Raw genomic sequence first — 22,426 nt, forward strand, 5'->3', positions numbered from 1 at the left:
ATTTGCAATTAAAAAAAACATAAACAAGAATAACAATTTCTCTTCTCATTTTCAGCTTGAATTTAAAAAGCTTAATTTCGCTTTTGTAAATTAATGGAAATGATCAAAACAGCATATATAGTAGACATCGCAAGAACCCCCGTAGGCAAATTTGGAGGTACATTGAGCAGCATCAGACCTGATGACTTAGCAGCTCATATTATTAAAAGCATAGTAGAACGGCAGCCCAATTTTGATAAGACTCTTTTAGAAGATGTGATGTTTGGCGCTGCTAATCAAGCAGGGGAAGACAATAGAAATGTTGCCCGTATGGCAGGATTATTGGCAGGCTTGCCTATTGAAGTGGGTGGAGTCACTGTCAATAGATTATGTGCCTCAGGTCTGCAATCTATTATGGATGCAAGTCGAGCAACCATGCTTGGGGATGGAGAAGCTTTCATAGCAGGAGGTGTCGAAAGTATGACACGGGCCCCTTTTGTGATGGCAAAAGCAGAAACAGCTTATTCCAGAGTACCTGAAGTCTACGACACTACCATTGGTTGGAGATTCATCAATCCAAAATTAGCCAATATGCATTATCCATTTGCGATGGGTGAAACCGCTGAAAACGTAGCAGAAAAATGGAAGATTAGCAGAGAAGCACAAGATGAATTTGCTCATAGCTCCCAGCTTAAATATGATGCAGCTCATAAAACAGGGAAATTCAGTGATGAATTGGTTCCTGTTTTGGTCCCTCAAAGAAAAGCAGAAAATGTCGTTTTCGATAAAGATGAACACCCAAGGCTTTCTTCTGTTGAAAAATTAGCTTCCTTAAAACCAGCTTTTAAAAAAGATGGCTCTGTTACCGCTGGAAATGCAAGTGGAGTAAATGATGGATCGGCAGCTTGCTTGGTGGTAAATGAAGAAACATTAAAGAAATTCAATTTAAAACCAATAGCAAGAGTAGTCAGCATGGCTATCGCGGGAGTAAGCCCTGACACCATGGGGATGGGACCAGTGCCAGCCACTTTGAAAGCTTTGAAAAGAGCAGGTTTACAAATTACCGATTTAGACTTGATTGAATTGAATGAAGCTTTTGCCTCTCAATCGATCGCCTGCATCCAGGAATTAGGTTTAAATCCTGAAATCGTAAATGTTAATGGTGGTTCTATTGCTATTGGTCATCCACTAGGTGCCAGCGGAACTAGAATCTCTGCTACACTTTTGCATGAGATGCAAAAAAGAGAAAATGTGAAATACGGATTAGCTACAATGTGCGTGGGCGTTGGTCAAGGAGCAGCTATTATTTACGAAAAACTATAAACAAAATGGATTTAGAAAGAGCAAAACGTTTTTCATCATTTATTTATTGGATACCAGCAGTGATCATCATCATGGGAAAGCTTCCTATTCCAGAACTGGTTTTTATTGCGCTGCCGATTCCTTACTATGCAGTATTCTATTTTCTGTATACCAAAACAGAGAAATCGCAGAGAAATAGAGTGGAATTGGCTAGACTAGTGTTGGTGACTATTTCACATTTTGTGTTATATTATATGATGTTTCATAAATAGTCATTTTCGATTCAAAAATAATATATCCTTTAATTACCGTAAATCTTTAACAAAATGAAGCAGTATCACGAATTAATGAAGCATATTTTGGACAATGGTGTTCAAAAAGGAGATCGAACAGGAACTGGAACAATTAGTGTATTTGGCTACCAAATGCGATTTGATTTATCAGAAGGTTTCCCGGTAGTTACTACCAAGAAATTACATTTACGGTCTATTATTCATGAACTGCTTTGGTTTTTGAAGGGAGAAACGAATATTAAATACCTAAAAGAAAACGGAGTTTCTATATGGGATGAATGGGCAGATGAAAATGGTGAACTAGGTCCTGTATATGGTTCTCAATGGAGAAATTGGCCCACCCCTGACGGAAAACATATCGACCAAATCAGTCAGATAATAGACCAAATAAAGAACACCCCTAATTCAAGAAGAATAATGGTCAGTGCTTGGAATGTTTCAGATGTTCCCAATATGGCCTTACCTCCTTGCCACGCATTATTTCAGTTTTATGTAGCGGATGGTAAATTAAGTTGCCAGCTATATCAGCGTTCTGCAGATGTATTTTTAGGAGTTCCTTTTAATATTGCCTCTTATGCTCTATTGACGATGATGGTAGCTCAAGTTTGTGATTTAGAACCGGGTGATTTTATACACACTTTGGGAGATGCACATCTCTATTCTAATCATATGGAACAAACGGAACTGCAATTATCGAGAGAACAGTACCCGCTCCCGAAAATGAAAATCAATCCTGATGTCAAAAACATTTTTGATTTCAAATTCGAGGATTTTGAATTAGTGGACTATCAGCATCATCCTCACATTAAAGCACCCGTTGCGGTTTAAATTACAAGTGTTTTGAAAAATTTACTACTTGCTGTTATTATTTTAACGTTTAGTCTTCCCACGTTTGCACAACACTATGATTGGTCGCTAAACGGGCAAGTGATAAAAGGCTTTATTTTAAAGCATAATGAACATGTTGGGCATTTAGCGAACTCTCATCCGAGTGGTATTGAGTTGAGTCTGCAGCAGAAACTAAATGGAAAAAGGGAATGGGAAAATCTCTATAACAAGCCAATTGTTAGCTATGGCATATCCTACTATGACTTGAAGAACCCTAAATTGGGTCATTTAGTGGTGGGGTCTGCCGCTATGGATTTACCGCTAAAGAGAACTGAAAATACAGCTTTATTTTTTCGAATTGGGACGGGTCTGGTATATAGCACAAATCCTTATGACAGGGAAACGAACAATCAGAACAATATGGTCACCAGTACCATTACTTATCTATTGCAAACTCGCTTGACATATGAAATTAAGCTTAATGAGGAGATAAGCTTAACACCCAATTTAAATCTCACACATGCCAGCAATGGTGCTCAAAGAGCTCCCAATAGAGGCGTCAATATTATAACGGCCAACATGGGGATGTCTTACAAAATCAAAAGCCAAACAGAAACGGAGACTCGAGATATTGTTCCTTTAGACAAGACCCCTTACCAACTCTATTTATTGCTAAGCAGTGGCAGGAACACGCGAACTTTGCAAGTGAGAGAGCCTCTACCCTTTTTTAACTTACTAGTATTCGGTCAAAAATACGTTAATCCTAAAAGCGACTGGGGCATAGGAATCGAATATTTCCACAGTTATTCTTTAAAGGAACAAATTGCAACGGATTGGTTTAGGATTAATGGTGATGCAGAAACAGCAGATTTTAAAAGACTAGGATTGTTGATAGGTCATGAACTAAAGTTTGGGAAATTAGGGTTTATAACACAAGCGGGAGTATACGTATACAATCCTAGCAAATCGAATATGCCCATATATCTAAGAGCCGGATTACGGTATCAGTTTCATGAAAACATTATGGCACAAGTAGCTTTGAAAACACATGCGGCCACAGCAGAACAAGCAGAAATAGGATTGGGATGGAGGTTTTAAAGACTACAGCACACTATTTACTATTATTCTTAGCATTCACAGTAGTACAAGCCTGCAATTCGGAAGATGCATTTGATTGCTTCAAAAAGTCGGGAGAAGTAACGACTATTACCATTGACGATTTCCCTGATTTTACGGAACTACTTATCCATGACAATATAGAATTAGAAATAGCAGATTCAGACCGTGAATATTTTGAATTGACTTATGGAGCAAACCTGATTCCTGAAATTGTAATGGAGCTGGAAAATGATTCCCTTAGTTTTTTCAATCAAAGTTTTTGTGATTGGACTCGGGATTTTCAAAAGCCAAAATTAAAATGGTATACCGACAAAAGCTCTATTAATATCTTATGCCTCAGCAATGGACAAATATCTAATGCAGATACGATTCGGAAAAATTTTAGTATTCGTATTGAAAGTGCGACCAATGAGGTGAATTTAAATTTTAATAATAGCAATACCACTATATTAAGTAATTCTTCAACCTATTTTAAGTTGGCTGGAAAATCCAAAAACTTGACTGCCAACGCATATTTTAATGATGGGAAGTACGATTGTCAGCACTTAATTGTCAATAGAGCAAATGTATTGCAAAGAGGCTATAATGACATTACTGTTAATGTAAAAGATAGCCTAATTGGTAGCATAGAAAATGCAGGACGAATCCTTTATAAAGGCAATCCTGGCGTAAAGGTGAAAGTAAGCAATGGAGGAGAATTGATTCATTTAGACCAAGAGTAGTTATGAATATTACAAAACCAACCTTACTGCTTAATGAGCAGAAATGCCGTTTGAATATTGAAAAAATGATTGCGCGCTCAAAGCATCTAAACAGCTCTTTAAGGCCTCATTTTAAAACCCATCAATCCAAAAAAGTTGGAGAATGGTTTAAAGAATATGGCATTGATAAATGTGCGGTTTCCTCACTAGAAATGGCTAAATATTTCTATAATGCCGGTTGGGTTGATGTAACGGTGGCTTTTCCACTCAATGTTTTAGAATATACCACGGTCAACGATCTTGCCGGAAAGATAAAATTAAGCCTTTGCATTGAATCTCTTGAGACTGTTCAACTACTAAATGACTTTTTAGAGCACCCAATTGGCGTCTTTTTAAAAATCGATGCCGGCTATCACAGAACTGGTCTTGACGCTGAAAATTTTGAAAAAATTGAACCTATCCTTCAAGCATTGAAAAGTAATCCTCTCATTACTATCAAAGGATTCTTACAGCATGCAGGACATACTTATCGGGCCAAAGGAAAAAAAGAAATCAATAAAATTCACGCCCATACATCAGAAAAAATGATACGGCTGAAAAACCATTTCCAAAATCAATATCCAGATCTCATAATATCAAATGGGGACACTCCTACTTGCAGTGTTTCTGAAAATTTTGAGCATATAGATGAAATGCGCCCTGGAAATTTTGTTTTCTATGATGTGATGCAAGCAGAAATTGGTTCTTGCGGCTATGAAGATATTGCTGTCGCTATGGCTTGTCCAGTGGTGGCTAAGCATCCCGATAGAAATGAAGTGATAATTTATGGCGGTGCCATACATTTCTCTAAAGACCAAATACAAAAGGATGGTCAAACCATTTATGGTTTAATAGCTGAACCCGAACGAAAAGGCTGGGGTCAGCCAAAAGAAGGCTGGTTTGTGAAAAAATTATCTCAGGAACACGGAACACTCCATGTTCCTGATCAAGATTTTGATTCTATTAAAATTGGTGATCTGCTATATATTCTACCTATTCATTCATGTCTTACAGCCAATTTGATGAGTAAATATTATACTTTAGATGGCGAAGGAATTGAGATGTTTCGGTATCAAAGTTGACAAGTTTTCAAGTTGGCTTGTTAACAAGTTAACTACCATCTTGAAACTTTAGAGCTAAAGTCAAAAATCCCCTCATTTTTAAAACCTAAAACTTATTACCTAAAACAAAATTCTCACTTCTTAATACCCACTACTCCCCCTGCAGATAATCCAAGGTCAAGTTAATAAAAGCTTTAACGCCAGTAATCATACCACTTTCGTCAATATAAAAATCAGGTGTATGATGTCCTCCAAGGGCTTGCCCCTCCGGTTCTTCCATTGGTTTTCCACCTATGAAGAAATATAAACCAGGGATTTCATTTTGAAAATAAGAAAAATCCTCTGCCCCCGTAATGGCTTTCATGACGTGCAATTTATCAGCTCCCACTGTTTTTTGTAGAGATGAAGCCATTTTTTGGGTTAAAGCTGGTTCATTATAAGTTAAAGGAGCATTTTCAGTGATTTCAACTTCTACGGTAGCACCTTCAATTTCAGCAATTTTCTCTGCGGTAATTTTTATTTTCTCGTGAATCATTTTTCTCATCTCCTCATCAAGCGTTCGTATTGTACCCTCCAAATATGCCTCTTCGGGAATGATATTATATCGAACTCCTCCTTTCATTATTCCGACCGTAATTACAGCAGCTTCATTTGTTAATTCTGCATTTCGCGAAATGATATATTGGAGTCCATTGATGATTCTGGCCGAAATGGCAATTGGATCAACACTCGCCCAAGGAGTTGAACCATGGGCCTGCTGACCTTTAATAGTGATGGTGAACCTATCCGAAGCTGCCATAATACCTTCTTGCTTGTACTTGATATGTCCCACTGTAGTACCTGCATTGATGTGCAAGCCAAAGATTGCCTCTACATCTGGGTTTTTCAATACACCTTCTTCTACCATCATTTTAGCTCCACCTCGTTCTCCTGCGGGGACTCCTTCTTCTGCGGGTTGAAAAATGAATTTGATGGTACCAGGAATATCTTCTTTCATTTCGCTGAATACTTCTGCAACTCCCATCATAATAGCAATGTGAGTATCGTGACCACAGGCATGCATTACGCCTGTTTCTTGACCATTGTACTCGGTCACAACTTCTGATTTAAAAGCTAAATCATTTCGCTCTGTTACAGGCAAAGCATCGATATCAGCTCTTAATCCTACTACTGGTCCTGGCTTTCCGCCTTTCAATAATCCAACTACTCCTGTATGAGCAATGCCAGTTTCCACTTCTAGCCCTAAACTTTTTAAATGCTCTGCAATTTTCTCCCCCGTTTTATATTCCCTATTAGATAATTCAGGATTTTCATGAAAATATCTTCTCCATTCCACTACCTTTTCTTCGATCTCGTCAGCTTTCTCTAAAGCAATTTTGTGTAAATCCTGTGAGAAGGAAATTGATGGAGTAATAAATAAGGCAATTAGAAGAGGATATAGCTTTTTCATACAGTTTAGATTTTAATCAGGCTTAAATATATTGAAATAATTTAAAGAATTAGAGGAAAATGATTGTAACTGCAAATAGCTACTATTAAAAAACAGAAACCGTTGAGCTGGCACACCTTACTCAGTTCGCACCCTACATTTGCTAGCTAATATCGTCATTACGAATACCTTTAGGGTGAAGCAATTAAGGTAGTTATCGCATGCTTTAGATAGCTTCGTTCCTCGCAATGATGCACAGAACTACCAAATAAATAATTGATGTTTAACCTCTTTTAAAAGCCAATTTTGTTTCAGTTGAATCTTTTTCATCAAAAGAATAACCATCCAGATCAAAGCCCTTTAACTCTTCAACTTTCTCAATTTGGTTTTTGACTATATATCTTGACATCAAGCCTCTTGCTTTCTTAGCAAAAAATGAAATGATTTTATATTGACCATTCTTGAAATCCTTGAATTCAATATCTATAATTTGAAAATCCTTTTTTAATTCTTTTTTGTTGACAGATTTGAAATACTCGTTTGAAGCCAAGTTAATTAATATATTATCCCCCTGTGATTTTATATCTTTTTTCAGTTCCTTCGTGATTTTATCACCCCAAAATTCATAAAGATTATTCCCTTTATCTGTTTCCAATTTAGTGCCCATTTCCAATCGATAGGGTTGAATCAGATCTAATGGCCGTAGTAAGCCGTATAAACCTGATAAGATCCGGATGTGTTGTTGTGCATAATCATGTTCCTCATGAGTGAAGTCTTCTGCTTCTAATCCTTGGTAAACATCTCCTTGAAACGCTAAAATAGCTTGTTTGGCATGTTTTGGAGACTTATTCTTGAAATTATCGTAACGCTCTACGTTCAATTGCGCTAATTTATCGCTGATATTCATCAACTCGCCAACCTCTTCTTCCGATTTAGTTTTCAGTACTTCAATTAGCTGATTTGTTTCATCATTAAAGCGCCTATTTGTAGTTCTTATATCAAATCGTTTCTCAAAATCCAGACTTTTCGCTGGCGATAATATTGCAATCATAGTTATTTTTAATTTTGAATTATAAACTTACCACATTTGAAAAAGTTACAATTATTAGAAACTAGAGTCTAGACTCAAGACTTTTTTCAAATAATAGATAAATTTTCTGGATCATATAATTTTCACCGGTCTGACCTTCGGTACTGACCTAATTCAGTGCTTCCAATTTCCTGCCAGCTGGCGGATTAAGGGGCTTTATACCGCTCTTTCATTTCCTCTGGTATTCTTTTCGGCCTTTTCGTATTAGCATCTATTAAACACCAGAAAGTTCTGGCCTCCGCTTTTGTTTGCGCTGTTTCTGGATTAAATATTCGGGTCATTCTTTCAGATTTAACCCCTTCCATAGAAGCCACCCAGGTTTCCGCAACAATCTTTTCATCAGGCTTAATTTCTTTCTTATAATCGATTTCATGCCTGAGGGCTACCCAAAGATTACTTTCATGATCATTTTTCCCTGAAACATACTTCCAATGCGCTTCTGCTACATCTTGCACCCATTGTAAATAAACCACATTATTGATGTGGCCCATTCCGTCAAAATCAGTTGCCTTTGTTTCTATTTCTAATTGAAATTTACTCATTTGAAAATAATTGTACTATACGCTTTCATGCTGTCATTTTGTAGATTCTCTCGCCCGATGACCACTCTAGAAGGTTCAATATTAAAAGCTTGGGGCCTAGCAGATAAATTATGCACCACATTCAATTTCTCATTCCCTAAAGACCTGGTAAAGGCTAAGCAATTAACATTTTCATTTTTTAATGCTTCTAGTTCACCTTTCGTCAGGATTTCCGATTCATTTCGAATCTTAATCCATTTTTGATAATGTTTCCAAATTGATTTTTCGTCATTCATTTGGGTGCTAAGCGGCTGAACTGTCTTGTCTTTGGTAAACTGTGGTTCCATCCATGCGGTTCTAACCGAATCATTAGCTTTCTTATGCCATAAAAATGGTTCCCGAATGTTAGGATCAGGTTTTTTGCCCAGCATCCCGATTTCTTCACCATAGTAGATATAAGGTGTTCCGGGGAGGGTTAATAAAATAGAAGCTGCCATTTTAGCTTTATTGGCATCCCCTTTAAAATTACTCATCACACGATTTTGATCATGATTACTAAGGAAAATAGCATCCATATAATCAGCTGTTGCTGACTGAAATACCTCTCGCTGATTAATCAATCGGCTTATCAAATCTTCATTTTGCAGATTCACCCAACTGGGTCCTTCAATTGTAGCAGCTACATTTTTTTCTTGAATAACTGATTGTTGTATACTGCCTGCTAAATCAAAATTGAATAAGGCTGGAAGTCCTCTAGCAAATTCTTTCACCACTTCTGAAGAGGCCCACACCTCTCCTACCAAATACACATCCGGTTTAATTTTTCTCATTTCATCTCTGTATTCTTGCCAAAATTCATAAGAATCTTTTAAGCGATCATCAGGAAAAATGTGTTTGGCCGCGTCTAGCCTAAAACCATCAATGTCAATCTCTTCTAACCAGAATCTAGCAATATCATAAATCTCTTTCCTGACCTGTGGGTTATCGAAATTCAAATCGGGCATTCCACCCCAGAAAAAGCCGTAAAAATGTTCATCCTCCTCCTTCCCATCAACTGCATGCCACTGCGTGATATTATCTGAATCCTGCGTAACTTCCTTTTTAGCAATTTGATCGACTATGCTATCTTTATTTGCCCACACATAATAATCTCGGTATGGATTGTTCTTTCCTTTTTTGGCTTCCTGAAACCATGGATGATCGGCAGCTGTATGATTGATAATCATATCGATTACCACTTTAATTCCTCTTTTGTGGGCCTCTGCAACAAAAGTCTTGCAGTCTTCTATTGAACCATAATCGGGATGAATCGCTTTGTAATCAGTTACATCGTATTTATGGTAGCTTGGTGATGGCATAATAGGCATCAACCATACTGCAGCAACACCTAACTCTTGCAGATAATCTAATTTTTGCGTTGCACCTATGAAATCTCCTATCCCATCATCATTTCCATCTGCCCAAGATTGAATAAATATCTCATAAGCTACACCTTCCGGAAATTCCACTACAGATTTAACTTTACTTTCTTTCATATCTGGTTTATTGCAGGCACTCAAGATTAAGAAAAAACTAAGGTATATAAATGTGTGTTCTAGCTTCATTCATTGCCATATTAAAAATGCAATTTAACTCGATTCTGCCAATATTTATAAAATTTATGGAAATACTGTTTCAAGTTTTATTTAAAAAATAACTCCATAAAAAAAAAAGGCAACTTTTTCAAGCTGCCTTTCTTTTCAGAATAAACATTAAATTTATTTCAATTCAAATCTATCTAAGTTCATTACTTTATCCCACGCTTTCACAAAATCCTTTACAAATTTTGCTTTTGCGTCATTTTGAGCATAAACTTCAGAAATTGCTCTCAGCTGAGAATTGGAACCAAACACTAAATCTACTCTAGTGCCTGTCCATTTTAATTCTCCGGTTTTTCTATCCTTACCCTCAAAAACATCATCTTCTTTCGCTGGTGCCCATTCCGTATTGATATCGGTGATGTTCACAAAGAAATCATTGGTTAATTTACCAGGCGTATTCGTCAAAATTCCATGCTTAGAATTATTGTAGTTGGCATCTAAGGCTCTTAATCCTCCTACCAAAACAGTCATTTCCGGTGCACTCAATTCTAACAACTGCGCTTTATCAATTAACATTTCCTCATCTGGAACAGTAAAGGCGGCTCTTCGGTAATTTCTGAATCCATCAGCTTCTGGTTTCAACCATTCAAAAGATTCAGCATCGGTTAATTCTTGAGTAGTATCAGCTCTTCCAGGAGTAAAAGGAACTTTGATACTTTGACCTGCATCCTTTGCAGCCTTTTCTACTGCGGCACATCCACCTAGCACAATTAAATCTGCTAAAGATACTTTTTTTCCTCCCGTTTGTGCATCATTGAATTTTTTCTGAAGATCAGAAAGTGCCTCTAACACTTTAGATAACTGAGCTGGTTGATTCACTTCCCAATCTTTCTGAGGACTCAAAGCGATTCTGGCACCATTAGCTCCTCCTTTTTTATCTGACCCTCTGAAAGTTGAAGCAGATGACCAAGCCGTGTAAACCAATTCTGAAACAGATAAACTAGTTTCCAAAATTTGAGCTCTCAGTTCTTTGATGTCCGCATCATTAATTATTTGATAGTCAACTTCAGGAATTGGATCTTGCCAATCCAAATCCTCAGATGGAACCTCTGCTCCTAAATATCGAACCTTAGGTCCCATATCTCTGTGGGTCAATTTAAACCAAGCTCTTGCAAATGCATCAGCGAACTCTTCAGGATTTTTATGAAAATGCTCAGCTATTTTACGATAATCAGGATCTACTTTCATGGCCATATCGGCAGTAGTCATCATAATACCGACCTTCATAGAAGCATCTTCTGCATCAGGTGCTTTGTCTTTGTCAGCAATATTTTTTGGAGCCCATTGATGCGCACCTGCGGGGCTCTTGGACAATTCCCATTCATACCCAAATAAGACATCAAAATAACTCATATCCCATTGAGTTGGAGTTGGGGTCCATGCGCCTTCTAAACCGCTGGTGATCGTGTCTCTACCCTTTCCACTTCTATGGCTACTAATCCAACCTAAGCCCATTTGTTCCATTGGAGCAGCTTCTGGTTCTGGTCCTACCAAAGCAGCGTCACCCGCACCATGTGTTTTACCAAAAGTATGACCACCTGCAGTTAAAGCCACTGTCTCGTAATCATTCATTGCCATTCTTTTGAAGGTCTCACGAATATCATACGCAGACTTTTGCGGATCAGGATTCCCATCTGGTCCTTCCGGATTTACATATATCAATCCCATTTGAACAGCAGCTAAAGGATTTTCTAAATTCCTTTCACCTGAATAGCGATTATTTGCTAGCCATGTTTCTTCAGCTCCCCAGTATATATCTTCTTCGGGCTGAAAAATATCTTCACGACCTCCACCAAAACCAAAAGTTTTAAAGCCCATGGATTCTAATGCTACGTTCCCGGTAAGAATAAATAAATCTGCCCAAGACACACTATTACCGAATTTCTGCTTGATTGGCCAAAGTAGTCTTCTTGCCTTGTCTAGGTTACCATTATCAGGCCAGCTATTAACCGGAGCAAATCGTTGATTACCAGTTCCAGCACCACCACGACCATCACCAGTTCTATAAGTTCCTGCACTGTGCCATGCCATCCTAATCATAAAAGGACCATAGTGCCCGTAATCGGCAGGCCACCAATCTTGTGAAGTTGTTAAAACATCTTCTATATCCTTCTTTAATTCTTTAAGATCTACTTTCTTAAATGCTTCTGCATAATCAAAATCCTCTCCTAAAGGATTGGAGTTTGAAGAATGCTGATGCAATATCCCCAGATTTAGCTGGTTAGGCCACCAGTCTTTATTCATTGATCCATTTCCACCGATTTTAGTATTGCCACCATGCATTACGGGGCACTTTCCTACATCGCCTAGATTATTCATATGTTCCATAGTATAAAATTTTATTTTCTCTTACTAGTTGTAATTTACGATATAACTTTTGATTATTTTTATCTATATTTCTTATCGTAATATAATCAAAAACTATATGATTAGCTTTTTTAATTTCATCATAATTTAAAGAATTAACTTAAATTATGAAAGCACTATTTACAATTGCCTTGACTTTTATCGTGGACTTTTCTTCTAAAGTATTTTTCTGAGAAAACATAAAACTTCCTCTTTTATCGAAAAAAATGCATAAAAAAAGGTGATAGACATTAAATGCTTATCACCTTTTTCGAATTTCTACTATTGGAATTATTAAAGCAAATCCAATACTTTTTCAGGAGGCCTTCCGACCACAGCTTTATCTTCCTTTACCAAGATCGGACGCTCTATTAATTTGGGCTCTGCAATCATAGCCTCAATCCATTCTGAGTCTGACAGATTTTTCCCTTTGTAAAGTTCTTTAAAAACCTTCTCATTTTTACGCAATAAATCTTCAGCCTTCATACCAAGTTTCTGTAGAACATCCTCCAATTCGGCATGAGTTGGAACTTGCTTTATGTATTGAACAATTTCAGGCTCAACTCCTTTTTCCTTCAATAATTTCAATGCTTCTCTACTTTTTCCACATCTAGGATTATGATAAAATTTCATAGTCTATTCGTTTTCTAGGCCTTTCAAAATAAAATTAATAGCATTGGATTTCTAAATTTATCCTATTGTTTCTACCACTAAATTGTGGTTAGTATAAATGCATATATCTGCCGCAATGTGCAAACTTTCTCGCACAATATCTTCAGCAGATAATTTATCACCTGCGTGCTTTTTTAAAGCTGTTGCTGCAGATTGTGCATACATACTTCCTGAACCTATTGTAGCAATTTGATTATCAGGTTCCAAGACGTCTCCAGTTCCAGAAATTATTAATACCTCATCTTTGTCAGCTACAATCATCATTGCTTCTAGCTTCCTCAGATACCTGTCGGTTCTCCACTCTTTAGCAAGCTCTATAGCGGAGCGTTTCATATTTCCACCAAAGGCATTGAGTTTCTCATCAAACTTCTCTAACAAATTAAAGGCATCTGCTGTAGAACCTGCAAAGCCGGTGACTATTTTTCCGTCTTGTAATTTTCTTATTTTCTTGACATTACTTTTAGCGACAGTATTCCCCATTGTTGCTTGACCATCAGCTCCAATAGCTACTTGTCCTTTATGCACAACCGCACATACGGTAGTTGATCTTATTTTTGACATTTTAATTTTTTGGCTTAAGTATTAGTAATAAAAAAGTCTCGTTATAAAACAACGAGACTTCATAATACAAGTTAATAAAAATTTTAAATCAGTATTCTCACTGGATCTTCTAACAAGCCTTTTAAGGTCTGTAAAAATGCTGAACCTACCGCTCCATCCACTACTCTATGGTCACATGAAAGGGTTACTTTCATTACATTACCTGGAACCAATTCGCCATCTTTTACGATTGCAGTTTGCTTAATTCCACCAACTGCTAAAATACAAGCATCAGGAGGATTGATTATAGCTGTAAATTCCTCGACACCAAACATTCCTAAGTTGGAAATTGTAAAAGTATTGCCTTCCCAATCCTTCTGCTCCAATTCCTTATTTTTAGCTTTCTGAGCAAAGTCTTTTGCTTCAGCGGCAATATGTGATAAAGATTTATTATCTGCAAAGCGGATAACAGGAACAAGTAAGCCTTCTTCTACTGCCACAGCCATCCCCACATGGATATGTTGGTTTCTTCTTATTTTATCTCCCATCCAAGAGCTATTTACTTTAGGATGCTGACGTAATGAAGCTGCCACTGCTTTAATCACCATATCGTTAAATGAAATCTTTACAGGGCTCATTTCATTGATACTCTTCCGGGCTTCCATGGCCTTATCCATGTTAATTTCCATGGTTACATAGAAATGGGGAGCAGAAAACTTACTTTCAGCCAGCCTCTTGGCCACCGTTTTTCTCATTTGAGAAACTTTCACCTCTTCATATCGCTCTTCACCAACTACTTGTGGAATGTTGATAGATTGTTCGGATTTCGATTCTTGTTTCGCACCCTCACTAGCTTTTTGTTTAGGAGTAAAGTTTTCTACATCAGACTTAATAATTCTTCCGTTATTACCTGACCCGTCTACATCTGCTAAATCAATACCTTTATCTTGAGCAATTTTTTTAGCTAATGGACTGGCAAAAATTCGGCCGCCATCTTTCCCCTTTTTCTCTGTATTAGCTGATTCAGCTTTTGGAGATGGTTTAGGGCTTCCGGAATCAGATTTACTTTCAGTTGATTTCTGATCTTCCGATTTATTCTTATTCTCTTCCTTTTTGCTTTCACCTCCAGAAGATTTCTGCTCGTGTGCTTTTAACAATTTCTTGTAATCAGCACCCTCTTCACCGATAACGGCTATTACCCCATCGATTGGAGCAGCATCCCCTTCTTTTATTCCAATGTAAAGGAGAGTACCGTCTTCATAAGCTTCAAGTTCCATGGTAGCCTTATCAGTCTCCACCTCTGCTAAGATATCGCCAGCTTCCACTTTATCGCCTTCTTTTTTCAACCATGAGGCTATCACACCTTCTTCCATGGTATCACTCATTTTAGGCATAGTAATTAGGCTAGCATTTACATCTGAAGCATCAACTTCGTCACCACCACCATCATCATCTTTACTTTCCTTTTTATCATCAGACTTATCATCATCAGATTTATCGGAACCATCAGCATCTTCACCATTTTCGATGTCTTTCAGTAAACCATCGATATCCTCTCCTTTTTCACCTATGATCGCAATCACTCCATTAACTGGAACTGCATCTCCTTCTTTTATTCCGATATGTAAAATTACACCGTCTTCGAATGACTCTAATTCCATTGTGGCTTTATCGGTTTCAACCTCAGCCAATATATCTCCTGATGATACTTCATCGCCCTCTTTTACCAACCATGAGGCTATTACGCCTTCCTCCATGGTATCACTCATTTTGGGCATTTTTATTACTTCAGCCATATATGTCGATTTCTATTAAACTTGTCAAAAATAACGGGATTTCAACCTTAATTCAAATTAATTGAAATAAAGTATTAAGAATACCCCAAAACTTTCCTATTGTTTTGAATTTACGTGAAAATAAAAAGCCCGCTCCATTGTAGGTGCAGGCCTTAGTAAAAAAATAAAATAATTTATTTTGAAGCTGCAGAATCTGCTTTCTGTTTAAAAGCATTATTCAGTCCTTCAATCACTTCATTAGTAATTTCTAGACCATCATTAGCATACAAAACATCACTTCCTCTCGAATAAGTTAAAACTAATTGAAGATTGTTCTCGTCACCGTACTCCTTCAAATAATCACTTATAGTTTTATACAATTCGTTATTCAACTCTGCCTCTTTCTGTCGTAATTTTCTAGACAAATCTTCTTGGTAAACTCGTAAATTCTGTTGTTTTTTCATCAAGTTCTCCTCTAGAGCCTTTCCCTGAGCAACTGTCAAATTCTGAGCTGTCCTTTGAAAATCACTGATCTCATTCTGCAGTCCTTGTGCTCTATTCTGGTATTCGTTCTCGTATTTTTGAGATAACTCGCCCAATTCTGATTCAATTTCTTGCATGAAATCATAATTTGCTAGTAGAGAATCAGAATGAACATAGGCAATCGCTACATTTTGATAAATTTTGTCATCTTTTTGTTCAGTCCCAGTACTTTCCTCAACTTGTTCGCTGCCGCTAAATTTATCTATAAACAAGTAGGCGACTGCCACAATTAAAATGATATTAAGAATTAATGATAAGTTCTTCACGTGTATGTTATTTAAATTAGGTTTTATAATCGATTGCAAAGTTAATCAAACAAATTAAAGCGCAAAGCTTATAAATTTAGGATTTCCATTGAGGCATTCTGGTAAGGCTTACGGTTGCTAGTAACCAACTGACAATGAGAAATAAATCAAAAAAAATATCCGACTGTTCCATTTTGGCTCCAGAAAATTTTCAATCTTTCTTCTCTTTATTGTCTTTCGATTCTTGATACTCATACAAAAATTGGTGATCAGGGTTTGTGAAATTATAATTTTCACCATCATCTTCAAAATCTTCCTCTTCCCAATCCTTTTCAAAATAAAGCTTCAATTCAGCCTGTCCCGCAAATTCATTTTTCATCCATAGGGCCACAAGAAGCCCACTCAATAAGCCCATCAAATGTGACTCCCAGGAAATATGTCCATCTTGAGGTAAAACACCGTAGAACATGCCACCATATAAAAGCAAAACTACAAAAGACAGTGCTAAGGAAGATTGGTTTTTTCGCAAAAGTCCGCTAAATAAAATAAAAGATGCAATGCCATAAATGACTCCACTAGCACCAATGTGGTATGCCTCTCGAGCAATAATCCATACAAAAATCCCTGTTACAACATATATATACAGCAATGCTTTCAATGCAATTTTATCATAAAAGAAAAAAAGTATGATAATAAGTAACATTAAAGAAAAGCTATTGGACAATAAATGCAGGAAATCACCATGAATAAATGGTGAAGTAAAGATTCCGATAGTTCCCAATAGGTGTCTCGGCATAATACCGAAATGAGCAAAATTTGCAGCAAAAGCCCACTCTACGGCTTTCACAAGCCAAAGAATTAAAATGATGTAGCTACCGAAGACCACACTTTGTCGAAAAAGGGACTTTTCTTTAGACATACATTCAATATACGAAATTTCTCAAAAAAGGTATCGATAATTAAAAGTAGATGTCCTGGGCAAGACGGTAGGTATTGGCATGCGCTTCAATAATATGAGCTATTTTTTTCGAATAACCCCCTCCCATACTAACTACCACTGGAATTTCGTTATTATAACAGTGCTCAAAAACGATCTTGTCTCTTTCTTTGCATCCTGCAATACTCATCCCTAGCCTGCCCAGCTTATCTGTTGCTAGGACATCTACACCAGATTGAAAAAAGATAAAATCTGGTTCTTGCTCATCAATTAATCGTGGAAGCGTTTTTCTTAATAGATCAAGGTAGGTTTTATCATCCGTTTTGTCTTCTAATTCAATATCCAGATCAGAGGTCTCTTTATGCATAGGATAGTTACTTTTTCCGTGCATACTAAAGGTAAAGACGTAAGGATTATCTTGAAAAATCTCCGCTGTTCCATTTCCTTGGTGGACGTCTAAATCCACTACCAATATTTTTTTAGCTTTAGCAGTTCTTAATAGGTATTGAGCGGCTATAGCAATGTCATTTAATAAGCAAAAGCCTTCTCCCCGGTCGGTAAATGCATGGTGAGTTCCTCCAGCAATATTCATAGCGACTCCATACTGCAATGCATAATTAGCGGCATCGATAGTACCTTGGTTTATTATCCTTTCCCTTTCAACCAACGCAGCCGATAATGGAAAGCCGGTTCTTCTTTCTTCTTTCCTGCTCAAAGTTAGATTCTTGAGTTTGTCCCAATAATCTTTTTTATGAACAGCCAGAATTTCACTTTCTGATAATAAGTCTGGTGAAAAAAAATTATCTTCTGTTACCGTCCCTTCATAGAGTAATTGCTCAGGCAGCAATTCATACTTCTCCATCGGAAAACGATGATTTTTAGGTAAAGGATGAGCGTATTCTGGTCTAAAAGCTATTTTTAACATCTACGAAAAGTATATTTCAATAACTGTAATTAAATAAGGGTGTTCAAAAATTTGAGAATATAAATTCGATATTGTGAAAGCAACAAAAAAAAGCTGATCACTAAGATCAGCAATTTATTAAAACCTAATTAGAAAATTTCACTTTTGATCATCTGCCTCTTGCTAATCTAGCAATTACAGATATGACGAGTAGCACCAAAAATATGTAAAAAATTATTTTTGCTATTCCCGCGGCTCCAGCGGCTATGCCTCCAAATCCTAGTACTGCTGCAACTAGTGCAACAATTAGGAAAATTACTATCCATCTTAACATAGTTATAGTTTAAGGTTAAAAAATATATTTTCATCTATTTTATATCCCTTTGTACGCAAATTAGTAGAGAAAGGTTTAATCCTTTTACGATTGGTCTAAATTTTGATACAACTAAAAAGATGACATCCGCATTTATCAAAAATAATCAATGAAGCTTATTGAGCTGCTTTCAGCTGTAATTGTGAAAATGGTTTTGTTAGATAGGGCAGTGCAGCGAGACTATTTAACCTATTAATCCTATTTACCTTTTTTAATAGTCTATAGCTGGCAATATGTGATTATAGGCAGACACAATTGCAAATGATTCTCACTCTTTTTCATGCAGGAAGCAAACTACTCTGCATCATATTCTTCTTCATTTGACACAAAAGCGTATAGGGTATCATCTAATTCTAAGTGATCTTCATTAAAATCGGATATAAAATTATTCATCACCTCCTCATCCACCTCTTCAACATTTAATCCAACATCAAGTCCGATACCATATTCCCCCCCATTATCCATGTCAACATGCTCTTGAACTTTCACGAGCTCTTCATCTTCAATATCATCAATCATTTCAGCAATGTAAAGCCCAATTTCCTCCTCTACATCATCCAGAGTTCTTAAATCACCATTCTCGTCTTCTTGAAATTTTATGGGTTTAAAATTAGGAAATTTCTGTGCTGCTTTGTGTTCAGCCAGCTCATAAACTTCGCTGGCATGGTGAAGTCTTAAGGTATAAATAACTGCATCATAAATCACCTCTTTTCCTTCATACATTCCCGTGAAGCGAAAATGCTTATACTCTTCATTATTGTCATCGGTATCAACCAAAACAAATTTGTTTTTCTGTTGAGCAATATTCTGCTTCAATTTGTCGATTTCTGCGGCATCGAAGCCTGGATTTTGAGCACTCATAATTGTCTGGTTTGTAACGGAGAAATAAATTACAATTTTTTTTCAAACTTCGCAATAAAATGATTTTTATTCACGCTTTTTGCTAACACTTTCAAATATGTTGTTCACAATCGCTAAAATAACACCAAACAACAAAGCCCACCAGAAGCCTTCAACATAGAATCCGTCCACTACATAATCTGCTAACATAATCATTAAAGCATTGATTACCAGTAGAAAAAAACCTAGGGTAAATACTGTCACAGGAATTGTTAATATAACCAGTAAAGGTTTTAAGGTAGCACTGAAAAGAGCTAAAAACAATGAAACAACGAGTGCATCAAAAAAACCTTCTACATGGGCGCCTGGAAGTATGTAGGATGCAACTATTACAGCCAGTGAGGATAATACTAATTTGATTAAAAAGTTCATGTGTATTTAATTGTTTAAATTGGTCACATGGAATCGTTGATTAAAAATTGACTTTGAGATGCTCTAAAACACCAACCTCAATTCTTAATGTCGATTTCATTCGAAATAGTTTTCTTTAAAAATATCTTTCCTTCAACACCTTTTGATGATGTTTCCAATGCCCAACGGTAATATACCACAAACTTATAATAGATATGGGTTGACCATCCGCCTCCCCTTCTATATTCAGAATTTTTTCTGGCATTGATTGGAATAAAGATAAGTGACTTTTTCTTAAATTATAAAACTCTTCCGCCATTTTTAGCTTGTCCTGACGAGAATATTCGGAGGCTTGGGCATAATCGTTCTCCGAAAAACCAGGTAAGGAAGTTTTTTCACCTCTAGCGAGTGATAAAGCACGGAAAACCATGATGCGCTCAGTATCAATACAGTGTTGTACTAATTGAGCCACGCTCCATTTCCCTTTCTCGTATCGATACTTCCATTTTTTATCGGGAATATTACTGATTAGAACAGCTACTTCACTGATCTGATGTTTAAGCTCAGTCTCAATGTCGTCTTGGACTAAATCAACATATCCTTGATAAAAAGGAGCGTGTAATAATTTCATAAGATTTTATTTACTCATTTATGGCATCCATTTTTTTGGCTACCTCTTCAGCTTCGGCCATTTTTTGATCAGCTTTCTTTCTGTCAATACTGCTCAATTTATGATACTCAGCTAATAGCTTTTTGTACTCATCGTTCAACTTTTCTTTTTCTGATTTCTTTTTAAATAATCCAAACATAGTTTTTTAATTTAGGTTTGAAAACAGCCCTTAACTCAATTTGTTTGAATTACTTTCAATCCTGCCAGTAGAAAATTCATCATATCTGTTTTTCTTTCAGGCATTTCTTCCACAGGAAATTTAATACTCAATTTTATAAAGCCCGTATTCTGAACATGGTCTTCCAATTCTACTGAATCCATTTTATCAAGTAGCACATAATTACTAGATTTATAATCGTACTCCCAGGGAGAATTATTTACACAAAAATACACCTTTCCATAATTTTTTAAGCTATGAAGGAGGCTTTTTCCATATTTCTGAACGAATTTACCTTGAAGATGAAAAGTTGAAGAAATGAAATTTCCCCAATAGAACATGGTCCGAAAAGCAATAATATCTTTTTTGGTGAAAAAAGCAGGAAAATCCAGCATCAAATAAGGCAAGTACTTATAATTTTCCCCTTTGGATATTTTACCATGCACTAAATTTAGTTCAGAAGGCAATTTGTCTTCAAAAGAATCAAGTTCTTTCCGGATTTCCTTTTGCATGTCTTCCAGATAATCCCAAACTTTTTCTATCATCCTATATTTAATCAATAGAACAGTGGGATCTGAAGCTAAATCTAATTCTTGGGTCGTGAATTTTGACATAAATAAAAAGGGTGAATTTTTTTAATCCACCCTGTATAATACAATTTTGTAATTATTAAACCTGATCTGGCTTTTGGATGATTTTCAAGACCACCTCATGCTGATCATTATCGTTATCAGTTAATTTAATCCTTACCATAGGATTATCTGCTTTTATTTTATCCTCCACATTGATTATTTTAAATTGACTCAATTTACCTTCTATTTCAGGCGCCAATTCTTTAATTGCTTTCGCAATTTCTACTTCAAGTTGACTGGGATTATATTGTTTCGTGATCATTGTTCGTTCCGTTTTTCTTAAATCTAATAATTAAAATAGAAAAATAACATCTAAAATGAGATAATTACCATCTAATAAGAGCAGAGGCCCAAGTAAATCCACTACCGAAAGCCGCTAAGCAAACCAAGTCTCCTTCTTTCACTTTTCCTTCGTGCCAAGCTTCACTTAACGCAATCGGAATTGATGCAGCAGTAGTATTTCCGTATTTTTGAATATTATTGAAAACCTTGTCATCTGTTAATCCCATTTTGGATTGAATGAATTTGGAAATTCTTAAATTAGCTTGATGAGGAACCAACATATCAATATCTGAAGGTTTTAAATTGTTAGCTTCTAATGCTTCGTGAATCACCTCTTGGAAACGAACTACAGCATGCTTAAAAACCATATTCCCATTCATATAGACCTTATAACCCGAAGTATCTAAAATTTGCTCGGGCTGTCTTTCTTCTCTGGAACGACTACTTCCAGGATCTTTTACATACAATTCTTCCGCATAAGTTCCTTCTGCATGAAGGTGAGTAGATAGAACTCCTTGTTCATCACTTGCACTCATGATGGCAACGCCTACCCCATCGCCAAAAATAACAGCAGTAGAGCGCCCACGATCAGACATGTCAATTGCTGTAGATTGGATCTCTCCACCAACAACCATAATATTTTTATACATGCCAGTTTTAATGAATTGATCAGCTACTGATAAACTGTAGACAAATCCCGAACAGGCATTTCGGATATCTAAACAACCAATCGTATCCATCCCCATTTCTCGCTGTAATAATACACTAGATCCAGGGAAGAAATAATCTGGCGTAATGCTCGCAAAAATGATGAAATCAATATCCTCATTTTTCATCTTGGCATTTTTCAAAGCCATATCAGCAGCTATTTTTGCCATTTTTGCTAAAGAACCCTCTATTTCAGGATCAAAAAAGCGCCTTTCTTTAATACCTGTCCTTTCAGTAATCCATTCATCTGTTGTATCTATCCATTTGGCTATATCTTGATTAGTCACTACTGTGGAAGGCACAGCATGACCTAAGCCCACTATTTTTGAATTTTTCATAGTATTTTTACTCCATTATCGTTTCCTGATGCACTTTATATTTACATAATT

At 36.5% G+C, this 22,426-nt stretch carries 25 protein-coding genes; 6 read left to right on the forward strand and 19 right to left on the reverse strand.

Annotated features, from left to right (window positions below; genetic code table 11):
- Nucleotides 1-102 precede the first annotated feature (102 nt).
- The 6 genes from B9Y84_RS04335 to B9Y84_RS04360 are packed head-to-tail and all read left to right on the forward strand — an operon-like array spanning nt 103 to nt 5,343.
- Nucleotides 103-1,302, forward strand: coding sequence for a thiolase family protein (locus B9Y84_RS04335; RefSeq protein WP_085516039.1), 1,200 nt, complete (start codon nt 103-105; stop codon nt 1,300-1,302).
- Nucleotides 1,303-1,307: 5 nt separating this feature from the next.
- Nucleotides 1,308-1,553, forward strand: coding sequence for a hypothetical protein (locus B9Y84_RS04340; RefSeq protein ID WP_085515851.1), 246 nt, complete (start codon nt 1,308-1,310; stop codon nt 1,551-1,553).
- 54 nt (nt 1,554-1,607) lie between these two features.
- Nucleotides 1,608-2,402, forward strand: a complete 795-nt coding sequence (locus B9Y84_RS04345; RefSeq protein WP_085515852.1) for a thymidylate synthase — start codon at nt 1,608-1,610, stop codon at nt 2,400-2,402.
- Between the two features lie 12 nt (nt 2,403-2,414).
- Nucleotides 2,415-3,500, forward strand: a complete 1,086-nt coding sequence (locus B9Y84_RS04350; RefSeq protein WP_176223708.1) for an acyloxyacyl hydrolase — start codon at nt 2,415-2,417, stop codon at nt 3,498-3,500.
- Nucleotides 3,488-4,243, forward strand: coding sequence for a GIN domain-containing protein (locus tag B9Y84_RS04355; RefSeq protein ID WP_085515854.1), 756 nt, complete (start codon nt 3,488-3,490; stop codon nt 4,241-4,243). Before B9Y84_RS04350 ends, B9Y84_RS04355 begins: the two co-directional genes overlap by 13 nt.
- 2 nt (nt 4,244-4,245) lie before the next feature.
- On the forward strand, nt 4,246-5,343 hold the full coding sequence (locus B9Y84_RS04360; RefSeq protein ID WP_085515855.1) for an alanine racemase: 1,098 nt from the start codon (nt 4,246-4,248) through the stop codon (nt 5,341-5,343).
- Between the two features lie 130 nt (nt 5,344-5,473).
- Here the strand turns inward: B9Y84_RS04360 and B9Y84_RS04365 are convergent, their stop codons facing one another.
- From B9Y84_RS04365 to B9Y84_RS04450, 19 genes are all read right to left on the reverse strand, one after another.
- A complete protein-coding gene (locus B9Y84_RS04365; RefSeq protein WP_085515856.1) occupies nt 5,474-6,772 on the reverse strand; it encodes an amidohydrolase in 1,299 nt (432 codons plus the stop codon).
- A 262-nt stretch (nt 6,773-7,034) separates the two neighbouring features.
- Nucleotides 7,035-7,802 carry a peroxide stress protein YaaA gene (gene yaaA, locus B9Y84_RS04370; RefSeq protein WP_085515857.1) on the reverse strand — a complete coding sequence of 256 codons (768 nt, stop codon included), beginning with the start codon at nt 7,800-7,802 and terminating at the stop codon, nt 7,035-7,037.
- Nucleotides 7,803-7,987: 185 nt separating this feature from the next.
- Complete coding sequence (locus B9Y84_RS04375) at nt 7,988-8,383, reverse strand: acyl-CoA thioesterase (protein WP_085515858.1); 396 nt, start codon at nt 8,381-8,383, stop codon at nt 7,988-7,990.
- Nucleotides 8,380-9,966, reverse strand: coding sequence for an alpha-amylase family glycosyl hydrolase (locus B9Y84_RS04380; protein WP_085515859.1), 1,587 nt, complete (start codon nt 9,964-9,966; stop codon nt 8,380-8,382). The genes B9Y84_RS04375 and B9Y84_RS04380 overlap by 4 nt, the downstream gene beginning before the upstream one ends.
- A 153-nt stretch (nt 9,967-10,119) precedes the next feature.
- Nucleotides 10,120-12,330, reverse strand: coding sequence for a catalase/peroxidase HPI (katG, locus tag B9Y84_RS04385; protein WP_176223709.1), 2,211 nt, complete (start codon nt 12,328-12,330; stop codon nt 10,120-10,122).
- A gap of 312 nt (nt 12,331-12,642) precedes the next feature.
- Entirely contained in the window at nt 12,643-12,981 is a 339-nt protein-coding gene (gene arsC, locus B9Y84_RS04390; RefSeq protein WP_085515860.1) for an arsenate reductase (glutaredoxin), read from the reverse strand.
- A gap of 57 nt (nt 12,982-13,038) precedes the next feature.
- Nucleotides 13,039-13,581 carry an ATP-dependent protease subunit HslV gene (gene hslV, locus B9Y84_RS04395; RefSeq protein ID WP_013452894.1) on the reverse strand — a complete coding sequence of 181 codons (543 nt, stop codon included), beginning with the start codon at nt 13,579-13,581 and terminating at the stop codon, nt 13,039-13,041.
- A gap of 83 nt (nt 13,582-13,664) precedes the next feature.
- Nucleotides 13,665-15,356, reverse strand: coding sequence for a pyruvate dehydrogenase complex dihydrolipoamide acetyltransferase (locus tag B9Y84_RS04400; RefSeq protein WP_085515861.1), 1,692 nt, complete (start codon nt 15,354-15,356; stop codon nt 13,665-13,667).
- Between the two features lie 173 nt (nt 15,357-15,529).
- A complete protein-coding gene (locus B9Y84_RS04405; RefSeq protein ID WP_085515862.1) occupies nt 15,530-16,144 on the reverse strand; it encodes an OmpH/Skp family outer membrane protein in 615 nt (204 codons plus the stop codon).
- Between the two features lie 190 nt (nt 16,145-16,334).
- Nucleotides 16,335-17,042, reverse strand: coding sequence for a rhomboid family intramembrane serine protease (locus B9Y84_RS04410; RefSeq protein WP_085515863.1), 708 nt, complete (start codon nt 17,040-17,042; stop codon nt 16,335-16,337).
- A 40-nt stretch (nt 17,043-17,082) separates the two neighbouring features.
- Nucleotides 17,083-17,985 carry a histone deacetylase family protein gene (locus tag B9Y84_RS04415; protein ID WP_085515864.1) on the reverse strand — a complete coding sequence of 301 codons (903 nt, stop codon included), beginning with the start codon at nt 17,983-17,985 and terminating at the stop codon, nt 17,083-17,085.
- A 148-nt stretch (nt 17,986-18,133) separates the two neighbouring features.
- Nucleotides 18,134-18,298, reverse strand: a complete 165-nt coding sequence (locus B9Y84_RS04420; RefSeq protein ID WP_085515865.1) for a DUF1328 domain-containing protein — start codon at nt 18,296-18,298, stop codon at nt 18,134-18,136.
- Nucleotides 18,299-18,631: 333 nt separating this feature from the next.
- Nucleotides 18,632-19,198 carry a hypothetical protein gene (locus B9Y84_RS04425; protein WP_085515866.1) on the reverse strand — a complete coding sequence of 189 codons (567 nt, stop codon included), beginning with the start codon at nt 19,196-19,198 and terminating at the stop codon, nt 18,632-18,634.
- Between the two features lie 66 nt (nt 19,199-19,264).
- The gene (locus tag B9Y84_RS04430; RefSeq protein WP_085515867.1) at nt 19,265-19,609 is read right to left on the reverse strand and encodes a phage holin family protein; all 345 of its coding nucleotides are present in this window, start codon (nt 19,607-19,609) and stop codon (nt 19,265-19,267) included.
- A gap of 115 nt (nt 19,610-19,724) precedes the next feature.
- Entirely contained in the window at nt 19,725-20,219 is a 495-nt protein-coding gene (locus B9Y84_RS04435; RefSeq protein ID WP_085515868.1) for a DinB family protein, read from the reverse strand.
- 10 nt (nt 20,220-20,229) lie between these two features.
- Nucleotides 20,230-20,397, reverse strand: a complete 168-nt coding sequence (locus B9Y84_RS20380; protein ID WP_139827937.1) for a Lacal_2735 family protein — start codon at nt 20,395-20,397, stop codon at nt 20,230-20,232.
- A 35-nt stretch (nt 20,398-20,432) separates the two neighbouring features.
- Nucleotides 20,433-21,029, reverse strand: coding sequence for a hypothetical protein (locus tag B9Y84_RS04440; protein WP_085515869.1), 597 nt, complete (start codon nt 21,027-21,029; stop codon nt 20,433-20,435).
- A 55-nt stretch (nt 21,030-21,084) separates the two neighbouring features.
- Nucleotides 21,085-21,309, reverse strand: a complete 225-nt coding sequence (locus B9Y84_RS04445; RefSeq protein ID WP_085515870.1) for a hypothetical protein — start codon at nt 21,307-21,309, stop codon at nt 21,085-21,087.
- A gap of 64 nt (nt 21,310-21,373) precedes the next feature.
- Complete coding sequence (locus B9Y84_RS04450) at nt 21,374-22,375, reverse strand: 3-oxoacyl-ACP synthase III family protein (protein WP_085515871.1); 1,002 nt, start codon at nt 22,373-22,375, stop codon at nt 21,374-21,376.
- Nucleotides 22,376-22,426: the final 51 nt, after the last annotated feature.

It is taken from the genome of Marivirga sericea (genome assembly GCF_900177665.1).
Classification (GTDB): domain Bacteria; phylum Bacteroidota; class Bacteroidia; order Cytophagales; family Cyclobacteriaceae; genus Marivirga; species Marivirga sericea.